At 66.1% G+C, this 12,347-nt stretch carries 12 protein-coding genes; 4 read left to right on the top strand and 8 right to left on the bottom strand.

The genetic code is table 11. The annotated features are described in order from the left end of the window. Positions 1 to 23: 23 nt before the first annotated feature. From B0E46_RS09505 to prmB, 7 genes are all read right to left on the bottom strand, one after another. A complete protein-coding gene (locus tag B0E46_RS09505) occupies positions 24 to 2,372 on the bottom strand; it encodes a FimV/HubP family polar landmark protein (RefSeq protein ID WP_077555559.1) in 2,349 nt (782 codons plus the stop codon). A gap of 164 nt (positions 2,373 to 2,536) precedes the next feature. Next, a complete protein-coding gene (locus B0E46_RS09500) occupies positions 2,537 to 2,818 on the bottom strand; it encodes a hypothetical protein (RefSeq protein ID WP_077555558.1) in 282 nt (93 codons plus the stop codon). A gap of 2 nt (positions 2,819 to 2,820) precedes the next feature. Further along, complete coding sequence (locus B0E46_RS09495) at positions 2,821 to 3,852, bottom strand: aspartate-semialdehyde dehydrogenase (RefSeq protein WP_077555557.1); 1,032 nt, start codon at positions 3,850 to 3,852, stop codon at positions 2,821 to 2,823. Positions 3,853 to 3,892: 40 nt separating this feature from the next. Continuing rightward, complete coding sequence (locus tag B0E46_RS09490) at positions 3,893 to 4,885, bottom strand: D-glycerate dehydrogenase (RefSeq protein WP_077555556.1); 993 nt, start codon at positions 4,883 to 4,885, stop codon at positions 3,893 to 3,895. A 31-nt stretch (positions 4,886 to 4,916) separates the two neighbouring features. After that, positions 4,917 to 6,005: a chorismate synthase gene (gene aroC / locus B0E46_RS09485; protein ID WP_077555555.1), complete on the bottom strand. Its 1,089-nt coding sequence runs from the start codon at positions 6,003 to 6,005 to the stop codon at positions 4,917 to 4,919. 121 nt (positions 6,006 to 6,126) lie between these two features. Further along, a complete protein-coding gene (locus B0E46_RS17980) occupies positions 6,127 to 6,504 on the bottom strand; it encodes a GNAT family N-acetyltransferase (protein WP_254425110.1) in 378 nt (125 codons plus the stop codon). A 13-nt stretch (positions 6,505 to 6,517) separates the two neighbouring features. Continuing rightward, positions 6,518 to 7,444 carry a 50S ribosomal protein L3 N(5)-glutamine methyltransferase gene (gene prmB / locus B0E46_RS09475; RefSeq protein ID WP_077555800.1) on the bottom strand — a complete coding sequence of 309 codons (927 nt, stop codon included), beginning with the start codon at positions 7,442 to 7,444 and terminating at the stop codon, positions 6,518 to 6,520. A gap of 74 nt (positions 7,445 to 7,518) precedes the next feature. Between prmB and asd the strand changes: the two genes are divergently transcribed. Beyond that, positions 7,519 to 8,358 (top strand): archaetidylserine decarboxylase, encoded by an 840-nt coding sequence (gene asd, locus B0E46_RS09470; RefSeq protein ID WP_077555554.1) that lies wholly within the window; start codon positions 7,519 to 7,521, stop codon positions 8,356 to 8,358. Positions 8,359 to 8,499: 141 nt separating this feature from the next. Next, positions 8,500 to 8,937, top strand: a complete 438-nt coding sequence (locus B0E46_RS09465; protein ID WP_254425109.1) for a hypothetical protein — start codon at positions 8,500 to 8,502, stop codon at positions 8,935 to 8,937. A 10-nt stretch (positions 8,938 to 8,947) separates the two neighbouring features. Here the strand turns inward: B0E46_RS09465 and B0E46_RS09460 are convergent, their stop codons facing one another. After that, on the bottom strand, positions 8,948 to 10,423 hold the full coding sequence (locus B0E46_RS09460) for a transglycosylase SLT domain-containing protein (RefSeq protein ID WP_077555798.1): 1,476 nt from the start codon (positions 10,421 to 10,423) through the stop codon (positions 8,948 to 8,950). A gap of 181 nt (positions 10,424 to 10,604) precedes the next feature. On the opposite strand from B0E46_RS09460, the gene B0E46_RS09455 reads away from it, so the two are divergent. Continuing rightward, a complete protein-coding gene (locus B0E46_RS09455; protein WP_077555553.1) occupies positions 10,605 to 11,849 on the top strand; it encodes a DUF4013 domain-containing protein in 1,245 nt (414 codons plus the stop codon). Next, positions 11,846 to 12,346, top strand: a complete 501-nt coding sequence (greB, locus tag B0E46_RS09450; RefSeq protein WP_077555552.1) for a transcription elongation factor GreB — start codon at positions 11,846 to 11,848, stop codon at positions 12,344 to 12,346. The genes B0E46_RS09455 and greB overlap by 4 nt, the downstream gene beginning before the upstream one ends. The last annotated feature ends 1 nt before the right edge of the window (position 12,347 follow it).

Raw genomic sequence — 12,347 nt, 5'->3', positions numbered from 1 at the left:
ATGCTTGCCGCATGCGGCTCGACTCAGTGCAGGGTATCGAGCAGGCGCTTGGCGACATCCCGCTGCATCTGGCTGCCCTCCTTCATCACCTCGCTCAACATCGCGCGGGCGCCATCGGCATCACCCATGTCCACATAGGCGCGGGCCAGGTCGAGTTTGGTGTCGATCGGGTCATCGTTGAATTCACCCAGGTCGCTGCCGTGATCGTCGGCATGATGCAGGTGCGCGCTGTCCGGCTCCTCGAAATGCCAGCTCGAAGTCGGCTCGGCATCGTGCCGAGCCTCTGGCGCATGCGCATCCGACACCAGCGGTGCCATCACCGTGGCATCGTCCGCGGCGGCCGGGGGGGGCGCTGCAGTATCGGCGGCAGCAGCAGGATGGGTCAGATCGAAATTGAAGCTGTATTCGCTGACCTTCTTCGGGGCCTGCGGCGGCATTGGCGGCATCGCCGACACCACCGTGGGCGCATCGCCATCGGCATGGTAGTCGTCGATGTTGAACGGGTGATGTGCCTCGGCGTCCTCGTGCATCGGCGGCTCGACGTGGTGGTCGAACAGCGGATGGCCTGGCACCAGGTCTTCGCCCATGTGCACCACGTCCTGCCACTCGTCCTGCTGCGGGTCGGTGATGTGGGCGTGCATCGCCTCGGCCGCGGCCTCGAAATGCTCGACGTCGCGCCGCGAGTAATACAGGGTAACCAGCTCCAGGTGCAGGCCGATGTCATCCGGGTGCTCGGCCAGCTGGTCGAGCAGTTCTTCCTGGTCGATATCGTCGCCACTGACCAGGTCCTGACCTGCTGCCGGAGCCGTGCCGAAGCGGTCGGCCAGCGACGAGGCGGATTTCGCCGCCACGCCTGCCGCCGGCTTGCGCCTGCGACCAAGCAGGGCCAGCAGGAGCAGCACCACGATGGCGCCCGCACCAGCAGCCCAGGCCCATGTCTGCATGTACCAGGGCTGCTCGACCGGCGCAGGGCTCGGGTGAGCGATGGGCTTGGCGGCCGGCTTGATCGGCGTTGCCGCGGCTGCCGGCGCTGTGGGCACCGCAGCCGGCGCGCTGGAGGCAGTGGCGGCCGCAGTCGCCGCGGTGGACGCGGCCGCCGCCGGCGTGCTTGCGCTGCCGGCCGATGCAGCTTCCGGCTTGGCTTGTGACGCGGGCGCTGCCGTGGAGGCTTCTGCGACACCGGCAGGCGCCGCCGGCTTGGCTGCCGTCGCGGCGCTCGCCACAGCGGGCTGGCCTGCCGCCTTGCGTGCGGCGGCCAGCTGGTTCTGCAATTCGGCGATCTCGCTGTCCTTGAGCGAGAGCAGATGCTCGTTCTTGCCATTGATGTCCGTCAGGTCCTTCAGACGGGTCTTCAGGTCGGCGCTTTGCTGCTGCAGGCTGGCCAGGCTTTCCTGGGTACGCAACAGATCCTGGCGCAGGCTGGCGGCGGACTTGTCGCCCTTGCCTGCGGCACTGCCACCTTCGGCGCCGGATCCGTTGACGTCCTTTGCCGGAACCAGTGCAAGACGGTCACCTGCGCCGCTGGAGGTATTGCCGGACGCGCTGGAAGCGGATCGGGTCGCCGCGTCGGCGACCACGCTGGGCTTGGCCGGCACGCCAGCGCGCCAGTCGCTGTTCTGGCGGCGCACTTCGGCAACCGCTGCGGCCATGGCGATCGCCTGCGCTTCCGCAGACGTGGGCACGCGCAGCACCGAGCCGCTCTTCAGGGCGTTGATGTTGTCACGGTAAAACGCATCCGGGTTGGCCTGTTTGAGCGCCAGCATCATTTGCTGCACATCGACGCCAGCGGGCGCCGTGCTGCGGGCAATCGATGACAGCGTCTGACCGCGCTCGACCGGACCGTACTGGCCGTTGCCGGCCGTGGCGGCCGGCGCCGCGTGCACCGGCTTGGAAGCTGCCGTGGTGGTGGCATTGGTGGCGCGGCTGCTGTGGACTGGCTGTGCCTGCACGGGAGCGGCGGCCGGAGCCGCAGGCTGCGCACCCGGCGGATCCAGCAGGATGGCGAACTCGCGCACGCTCTTGCCGGCATGGCCGTTCACCTCGATCAGCAGGTCGAGGTAGGGATCGTCCACGGCCACGCTGCTGGTAATGCGGATGACCGGGTGGCCCGTACCGGCATCGGCGACGCTGAAATGCAGCGGGATCGCGGTACGGCCGCCGGCGATACCGGCGCGGACGAAGTCCTCGCTGGATGCGAGCTGGACGGTAAGGTTCTTCAGTTCACCTGGATTGGCCGGATGCAGGGGGATTTCCGCCAGCAGCGGCTGGCCCAGCGCCGATTTGACCTGGATCTGGCCAAGGTCGAGCGCCATCACCTGACTGCTGCCCAGTGCCAATGCCATCAACATCGACAACTTCAACGAACGATTCATTGTGTGCTCCCCCGAACGATCCCTGGCGCCATTCTTGGTATTACCGCGGTGGCGGCTGCGGCCCTAACGAGTTGCCACTTTAGTTACATGCAGGCCAATCAACAATAGGTGGGGCGAATACTTGCGATACATTGCTGCAGTGCGTTCTCACTGCAGCCATGCGCTCAGTGCTGCTTGCCCGACGATTGGGCACGCAGCGCATCCAGCTGCTTCTGCAGCTCGGCGATCGTCTGATCCTGCTGCTGCAGGCGCTCGCTGGCCTGCTTGCTGTCCGACTCCTGGCGGTCGACATCCCGCTGCAGACGCTTCACTTCAGCCTCGTGCTGCGCCAGGCGTTGCCGTGCCTGGTGCAACGGCGCTGGCGCCTGGACCGGCTTGCCGTCGTCGGCCCACGCAGCCGCCGACAGCATGAACCCCAGCACTCCCAGAATTGGCAGGTAACGCATGGTCAGAGATAGTCCTCGATCAGCAGTTCGGCGATCTGCACGGCATTCAGCGCCGCGCCCTTGCGGATGTTGTCCGAGACGATCCACATATCCAGCCCGCGCTCGTGCGAGATGTCCTCGCGGATGCGCCCGACATACACCGCGTCGTTGCCGGCCGCCTCGCCCACCGGAGTCGGATAGCCGCCCGGCTTGCGCTCGTCCACCAGCACCACGCCCGGCGCCTGCCGCAGCAGTTCGCGGGCCTGTTCGGCGGTGATCTTGTCGCTGGTCTCGATATGCACTGCCTCGGAGTGGCCATAGAACACCGGCACGCGCACCGCGGTCGGGTTCACCTGGATCGACTCGTCCTCCAGGATCTTGCGGGTTTCCCACACCAGCTTCATTTCTTCCTTGGTGTAACCGTTCGGCTGGAAGTCATCGATTTGCGGGATCACATTGAACGCGATCTGCACGGGGAATTTCTTGCCCGGCTCCACGCTTTGGAAGTTCAGCAGCGCGGCAGTCTGCTTGCCGAGCTCCTCCATCCCCGTGCGACCGGCACCGGAGACCGACTGATAGGTAGCCACGTTGATCCGCTCGATCTGCACCGCGCGGTGGATCGGCGCCAGCGCCACCAGCATCTGCATGGTCGAGCAGTTCGGGTTGGCGATGATGCCGCGCTGGGTGTACTGCGCGATCGCATGGGGGTTGACCTCGCTGACCACCAGCGGGATGTCGTCCTGGTAGCGGAACTCCGAGGTGTTGTCGATCACCACCGCGCCGGCCGCCGCCGCGCGGGGCGCATGCTCGCGGCTCACCGAACCGCCGGCCGAGAAGAAGGCAATGTCGACGCCGGCGAAATCGTAGGTATCCAGCACCTGCACGGTGATTTCCCTGCCGCCGAACGTGACCTTGCTGCCGGCCGAACGCTCGCTGGCCAGCGGCACCAGCTCGCTCACCGGGAAATCGCGCTCGGCAAGGATTGCCAGCAAGGTCTCGCCGACTGCGCCGGTGGCGCCGACCATGGCGACTTTGTAGCTGCTCTTCTGACTCATGTAATGGGGTTCTTCGTTCGGGGGGATGGTCGGGCCGGACTCAAGCCAGCACGTTCGGGTTGAGGATGGTGGGCGGCCGCCCGGCATGCGGGCCGTGGCCGAACAGCGCCAGGACATTGTCGACGGCCAGTGCGGTCATGGCGCGGCGCGTTTCCTGACTGGCGCTGGCGATATGCGGGCTGAGCACGACATTGTCCAGCTCGAGCAGGCCCGGATGCACGGCCGGCTCACGCTCGAACACGTCCAGCGCGGCCCCGGCCAGCCGTTTCTCGCGCAGGGCCGTCGCCAGCGCCGCGTCGTCCACGATGCCGCCACGCGCCACATTCACCAGCATCGCGGTCGGTTTCATCTGTGCCAGCTCGGGCGCGCCGATCGCGTGCCGGGTCTGCGGCGTCAACGGCAGCACCAGGATCAGGAAATCGGACTCGCGCAGCAGCTGCGACTTGTCCACATAGCGCGCGTCGCAGGCACGCTCGTCCGCCTCCGGCAACGGCGAACGGTTGTGGTAGATCACCGGCATGCCGAAACCGACGGCACGCCGTGCAATCGCCTGGCCGATGCGTCCCATGCCGAGAATGCCCAGCGTATGGCCACGGACGTCAGTACCCAGCCATTGCCTGAACTCGGTGGCATGCCAGTGCCCGGCACGCAGCCAGCGCTCGGCGGCATTCATCCGGCGTGCCGCGCCAAGCATCAATGCCCAGGCGTAGTCGGCCACGCTCTCGTTGAGCACGTCGGCCGTGTTCGAGGCGGCAATGCCGGCCGCGCTCAGCGCATCCAGATCGAGGTTGTCGTAACCGACGCCGAGATTGGCGACGATGCGCAGCCTTGTCGCCTGGCCAATTTCTGCCGGCCCGATGCGGTCCTTCAGGCCGACAATCGCAGCATCCTGACCGGCCAGCTTTGCCGCCAGCTCCGAGGAGCTGAACTTCCTTTCCTCCGCCTCGGCCGTCACCTCGAAATGCGGCTCAAGCCGGGCAATGATGCCGGGGAAGGTAGGACGCGAAATCCAGACGCGTGGCTTGTCGGTCATGAGCGTGACTCCGGATACGGCATGTGTCGCGTCACGGGATGCGTGGCACCACCGCGCCTACGTCTGCGCACTGGGCGCGATGGCGCAGCGCGTGATCCATCAGCGCCATGGCCATCATCGCCTCGGCGATGGGTGTGGCGCGGATGCCGACGCAAGGATCGTGGCGCCCCTTGGTCACCACCTCCACCGGCTCGCCGGCCAGGTTCACGCTATGGCCGGGAATCAGGATGCTGGAAGTGGGCTTGAGCACGATCGAGGCGGTGACTGCCTGCCCCGTGCTGATGCCGCCAAGGATGCCACCGGCATGATTGGACGTAAAGCCGTCCAAATGCATTTCGTCGCGATGCTGGCTTCCGCGTTGGCTGACCGCCGCGAAACCGTCGCCGATCTCCACGCCCTTCACCGCGTTGATCGACATCAGCGCGCTGGCCAGGTCGCCGTCCAGCTTGCCGTAGATCGGCTCGCCCCAACCCGGCGGCACGCCGTCGGCGACCACGTTGACGCGCGCGCCGACCGAATCGCCGGATTTGCGCAGCGCATTCACATAGGCTTCCAACGCCGGCACCTGCTCCGCGGCGGGCCAGAAGAACGGGTTCTGCTCCACCGCATTCCAGTCGAATGCATCCGGCGTGACATCGCCGATTTGCGCCAGATAGCCACGCACATGCACGCCGTGGCGTTCGGCCAGCCATTTCTTGGCGATCACAGCGGCAGCCACCCGCATCGTGGTTTCGCGGGCGGACGAACGTCCGCCGCCACGCGGATCGCGGATGCCGTATTTCTGCCAATAGGTGTAATCGGCATGGCCGGGGCGGAAGGTCGACACGATGTCGCCGTAATCCTTGCTGCGCTGATCGGTATTGCGGATCAGCAGCGCGATCGGCGTGCCGGTGGTCCTGCCCTCGTAGACGCCGGAGAGGATCTCCACCTCATCCGCCTCGTGCCGCTGCGAGGTGTAGCGGCTTCGGCCGGTGGCGCGACGATCCAGATCCTGACGGAATTCCTCGGTGCTGATCGGAAGCCCCGGCGGACAGCCGTCGATCACGCAGCCGATGGCCGGGCCGTGGCTTTCGCCGAAGGTGGTGACAGTGAAGAGCTTGCCGAAGGAATTGCTGGACACGGGATTTGGACGTCCGAGGGAAACCCTCACAGCTTAACGCGATGACGCTCGGACCGGGCCAGTGGACTGCCTGGCACGCCATTCGCCGGCCAACAGCGCAGACACCACGTCGTCGACCCATTCACCGTGCAGCCACAGGCTTTCCCGGTGAAGCACCTCCTGCCACATGCCGAGCGCGCGCCCGTACCGCCATGCTGGCCAGGTTGCGCGGATCGACCGAGGCGTTGATGCGGCGCCGGCCGAAGCGATCGGACACCAGTTCGAATAGCGCGTGCACCGCCTCACATGCGTAGTCCCTGCTCCGATGGGCCAGCGCGATGCTGGCTCCAAATTCGACCGCACCATCGACGTCCGGAGGCATGTGAATGCCCAGGTCGCCAATCAACTCCCCCACTCTCGCCCAAACGGATCGCACGCTGGAACCAGCCACCCGGGGTATCCACTTCGGCTCGGCCACGCGCAATGCATCGAGCCACAAGCGCGGCGTGCCCAATTCCACGCAACAGGGTCCCTCAGGCGATGCGGCGCGCCGCAGCCGCCGCACGGATCGCCGCAGCGTGCTCGATCAGATCGCGTCGCTCCAGCGCGAATATGCCCATCTGGCCCACCTTGAACTCGATCCAGATGAACGGGACTTCCGGCAGCAGGGCGGCCAGCGCATGCTCGCTTTCGCCCACTTCGACGATCAGCAGGCCGTCCTCGGTAAGGTAGTCGGCGGCCTCGTCCAGCATGCGCAGGCACAGGTCGAGGCCATCGGCGCCCGAGGTCAGGCCCAGCTTCGGCTCATGCGCGTACTCACCCGGTAACGCCGAGTATTCGGCTTCGGTGACGTACGGCGGATTGGAGACGATCAGGTCGTAACGACGCCCTTTCACCCCCGCAAACAGGTCGGACTGGATCGCCTCGACCCGCCCCTCGACATGCTGGAACACGATGTTCTCGCGCGCCAGCGACAGCGCCTCGTCGCTGATGTCGACGAGGTCGACCTGCCACTGCGGGTTGTACTCGGCCATCGCGATGCCGATGCAGCCCGATCCGGTGCACAGGTCCAGTGCGCGCTCGATATGGCGCTCGTCCAGCCATGGCGCAAAGCCCGACTCGATCAGCTCGGCGATCGGCGAGCGCGGCACCAGCGCGCGGCGGTCGCTCTTGAATTTCAGCCCGGCGAACCAGGTTTCGCCGACCAGGTAGGCCACCGGCAGGCGCTCGGTCACGCGGCGCTCAATCAGCGCCAGCACGTTCTCGCGCTCGGCCGCCGTGAGCCTGCCCGCACCATACGCCGGCGGAATGTCCGGCGGCAGGTGCAGGCTGGCCAGGACCAGGTGGGTGGCCTCGTCGATCGGGTTGTCGTGGCTGTGGCCGAAGGTCAGCCCGGCGGCCGAGAAGCGGCTGGCACCGTAGCGGATGAAGTCGATGATGGAGGCGAGTTCGGCGGTCACGGCGATCCAGGAGTGCAACGGGATGGCCGGCCATTATAAGGCCTACAGGCAGCTTCACCCCGTATACTGGGCGGATGACTTTCAACGTATTCCTGCAGTACATCCTGCCGCATCGTGCCTTGTCGCGCGTGGTCTACTGGGCCACGCGCTGGACGTTCGCGCCATGGAAGAACTGGCTGATCGGCACGATCGTACGCAATTACCGCGTGAACATGGCCGAGGCCGCACAGCCCGATCCGCTGGCCTATCAGCATTTCAACGCGTTCTTCACGCGCAAGCTGCGCCCCGACGCGCGCCATGCGGATGCGGACCCGGCCGCGCTGCTGTGCCCCGCCGATGGCCGCATCAGCCAGTCCGGCGCGATCGTCGATGGACGCATCTTCCAGGCCAAGGGGCAGGACTACACCGCCGCCGAACTGCTCGGCGGCGACGAGGCTGCCGCCGCGCCGTACCGCCATGGCCGCTTCGTCAACGTCTATCTGTCACCCCGCGACTACCATCGCGTGCACATGCCGCTGCAAGGCACGCTGAAGGAAACCGTGCACGTGCCCGGCCGCATCTTCAGCGTGGCGCCGTTCGCGGTGGAAGCGATCCCGCGCCTGTTCGCACGCAACGAACGACTGGTCTGCCACTTCGATGGCGAGCACGGCCCGTTCGTGGTGGTGATGGTCGGCGCGATCCTGGTCTCGTCGGTGGCCACCGTGTGGGACGGACTGGTCATCCCGCCCTATGCCTCGTCGATCCGGCGCAAGTCGTTTGCCGGCCAGCACATCACGCTGGAACGGTTCGCCGAAATGGCGCGCTTCAACATGGGGTCCACCGTGATCCTGTTGCTGCCGGAAGGCACGGTCGAACTCGATGCACTGCAGCCGCAGCAAGCCGTGCAGGTGGGGCAGCGTCTCGGACGCAACTGAGATGACAAGTCTGGCACAACCCGAAAACTGACGCCGCGCGTCATTTTGTGACGCTTTGCGCGCTATTTCGAAGATGATCCCGATAGGCTGCGCGCTTGGCTGCGCGTCCAGTGCTGCCGCATTCCAGCACCGGGGAGACTCATGCAACTGCTCACTCCATTCTTCGTGATGATGCGTGCGCGCCAGCTTGGCCGCCAGTTCCGCGACATCGAGCGCAGCATTCGCGCCCTGCCCAGGCGCAGTCGCACCCGTCTGAGCACACTGACCCTGCGCGAGATCGGCCAGGCCTCGCGCAGCGACTTTCCGCATCTCTACGGCACGCCGCCGGAAGCGCGCTACCAGCCCTGGGGCCAGGGAACCGAGGCCGGTTACGAGCGCGCCTGCTCGACCAACCACGAAGTGGCGCTACGCGGTATCGCGCTGTGGCTGGCGGTGGCCTACCACGAGACCAAGAATTCTCCGCACACCAGCCTGCAGCCGCAACATCGGCAGCTGATGCAGCTGCTGCGCGAACTGAAGGAAGTTCACGGCAGCAGCAGTAGCGCTGAAAGCTGGATGCAAAACAGCGCGGTCGCCTGAGCAGGCCACCTCACCGGCAGACCGGCAGCTTGAGCTCCTGACCCACGGCGAGATGGTGGTGCTTGAGCCCGTTCATTTCGGTGACTTCCTGCACGCTTGAGCAATGCAGGTTGCGCACGATGCTGATCAAGGTGTCGCCAGGACGAACCTTGTAGCGACGTTCCTTGCGCACCGTCGGCTCCGGCGGCGGCGCCTGTACCACCGGTACCACCGCACTGTGCAGGTCATGCGCGAGGATCGGCCATGGCCCATCGACACAGCGCGAGGCATACACCCGCTCCAGCGGCTTGGGCACCTGCAGCGAAGTGCCGACCGGCTGGGCTACCTGCGGGTCCAGTCTGGGATTGAGATTGCGCAAGGTGCGGAACCAGCCATCTTCCATCCCGGCCGTCGAACCCAGGCACACGGTGAGCTCGGACAGCGAGGCCGGGCGCTGCAGGGTGATCGAGCCCGGCGCGCCATCGACCCGCGGGAAACGCAGGTTGTAACTGTCCGGATGCAGGAACAGCCATGCCGCCGCGAGCACTGACGGTACATAGTCGCGGGTTTCCTGCGACAGCTGGTTGTAGATGCGCGGATCGTAGAAGCTCACCGACGTGTCGTCGCCGACCAGCCGGCGCATGCGACCCTCGCCGCCGTTGTAGGCGCCGATCGTGAGCTCGAGGTTGTTGTTGAAGACCTGCAGTTGCTCGTTCAGGTATTCGGCATTCGCCCGCGCCGACGCCTGCGGGTCGAAGCGTGTGTCGAAGCCGTTGTCCATGCCCAGGCCGAAACGCATGCCGGTGGCATACATGAACTGCAGCGGGCCGGCCGCACCCGAACGCGACACCGCGTGCACCTTGCCTCCCGACTCCTTCGCCATGATGCCGAACAGCAGTGCCTCGGGCAGATCGGCCTTCTGGTACTGCGGCCACATCTGGTAGCGCAGGTACTGGTAATTGACGTAAGCATCCATCAGTTGCGGTCGAAATTGGGTCAACCACATCTCGAGGGCAGCCTTCACCGGGCCATTCATCGCGATCAGCTCGGACAGCTTCTGCCCGTGCAGCAAGGTCACGCTGCGCTGCGCCTCGGGCAGGCTGGCCGCACCGGTCTTGCCGGCGGCCAAGGCCGCCTGCGACGGATCGACGTCGCTGTTCAGATCCTGGCCATCGTCGAAATCGCCATCCTTCAGGCGCAGCAGATGGTCGAACACCGAGAAGAACCGTTGCGGATCGCAACCCGGCGTGTTGCCGCATTGCGCCGACGCCGCCTTCAACTGATCCAGCGACCTGGTGAGGGTCAGCTGCGAGGCCTCCAGATCGCCTGCACGCGACTGCTGCAAGGCAGTCTCGTAGCCTTTGCTGGCCTGGTCGAGCTGGCCGTAGAGCGCATTGACTGGCGCCGACGGCCGACTGCCGGCGGAGCTGGCGCAGGCAGCCAGCAATCCCAGCGCCGCCGCGATGGGCGCCAGGCGCAGGGAGCGAACAACAGGACGCAGCACCATCACAGACTTCACCCGCATAAAACCGACACCATAGCCGGCACGGCGCCATGACTCAACGCGGGCAGACGCAGAACGGTCCGGCGACGGTCCTGGCTACAATCGTGCGATGACCCACGGGCGGCATGCCATGAGCAAAAACCAGCTCAGCCACGATGGCGAACACTGAACGGACATCACACTCATGCCGAGAATCGAGCTGCTCGATCCACACCTGCCACTTTCGCAGCAATGGCCCGACGCGCTGCGTTATCCGCTGCGCGGCGCCGGCGTACCTGCGCTCGCCGCATTCACGCTCGCCCATTATCTGGCGCTGCTGCCCGTAGCTGGCTGGATGCTCGAACTGGTGATCTGGGCAGCCACCTACCTGTATGCGCTGGAATGCCTGCGGCATACCGCCGACGGCTACGCGACACCGCCTGAATTCGCCGAGCCCGGCCACGGCGGCTGGGCACTGGTGGCGATCCTGCTGTGGTCCACCGTGCTGACTTTGCTGGTGAAGCTGAACTTCGACGGCGGAACCTGGATCGTCACCTTGTTGATGGCCGTCAGCCTGCCGGCCATCGCCATGTCGCTGGCGCTCGACGGCAGCGTCGGCCATGCCCTGAATCCGCTGACCTGGATCCAGGTGATGTCGCGCTTCGGCCTGCCCTATCTTCTGCTGATCGGCGTGCAGTGCCTGATCGCGGTGATTGTCGGCGTGGCGCAAATGGCCTTCGAATCCGCCTTCCCGCGGGTGATCTCGTTGCCGCTGTTCTACCTGGTGGCGAACTACGCCACGCTGTTCAACTTCCACCTGATGGGCGTGCTGATCCACCAGCGCCACGAGCATTTCGGCGTGCAACCGCAGGCGCATCGACTGGCCAGGGAAATCCACCAGGACGCCGACCAGCGCCTGCTCGACGAGGTAACCGCCTTGGCGCCCGAACAACCGCAGGCTGCGCTTGAACTGCTGGTGCCGCGCCTGCGCGACCACGCGGCGCCGGCCCCGCTGCATCACGCCTATCGTCAGCTGCTGCAACGCCAGGGGCTGAAGGACGCATTGCTGGTGCATGGGCAGATCTGGATGGCCGCACTGATCGCCCAACGCGAGTCGCGCCGCGCGCTCGGCGTGCTGCAGGAGTGTTGCGGCATCGATGCCGGCTTCTTTCCGGACGATCCGCGCACCTGCGGCGAACTGGCCGACCTGGCGGCACGGCTGGGCATGAGCCGGCTCGCCCTGCACCTCTGCCGCAGCTACCTCGCGCAGTGGCCACGCGACCGGCAAGTACCGCATTACGGCCTGCTCGCCGCGCGCCTGCTTGGCGAACACGCCGACCAGCACGCCGAAGCGGCGCAACTGCTGGACCAGCTGGCCTGCGCCTGGCCCGATCATCCGCTGCGCGCCGACATCCATGCCCAGCGGCAGCACCTGGGGGACCCCGCATGAGCCGCTGGCGCCCAGCTTCGCCCGGCTCCACCGCGATCATCACCCGCGATGGTTTCGAGCGACTCAAGGCCGAACTCGATCACCTGTGGCACGTGCTTCGTCCGGAAGTGGTGAAGGCGCTCGCCGCCGCCGCTGCCGAAGGCGACCGCTCGGAAAACGCCGAATACATCTATCGCAAGAAACAGCTGGGCGAGATCGATCGCCGCGCGCGCTACCTCAGCAAGCGCATTCCCTCGCTCAAGGTGGCCGAGGGTGCGCCGAGCGATCGCAGGCTGGTGTTCTTCGGTGCACGGATCGAGCTGGAGAACGTCGATACCGGCGAGATCCTGCGCTACCGCATCGTCGGCCCGGACGAAACCGACGCGAAGCTGGGCTGGATCAGCATCGATTCGCCGATGGCCCGGGCAGCACTCAAGAAGCGCATCGACGATGAATTTGCGGCGGAATTGCCCGGCGGGGCGGCGCAATTTGCGGTAATCGCGGTGGATTACGACTAGG

The sequence above is a fragment of the Rhodanobacter sp. B04 genome (assembly GCF_002001125.1).
Lineage (GTDB): Bacteria > Pseudomonadota > Gammaproteobacteria > Xanthomonadales > Rhodanobacteraceae > Rhodanobacter.
This window is presented reverse-complemented; position numbering and strand designations above follow the sequence as displayed.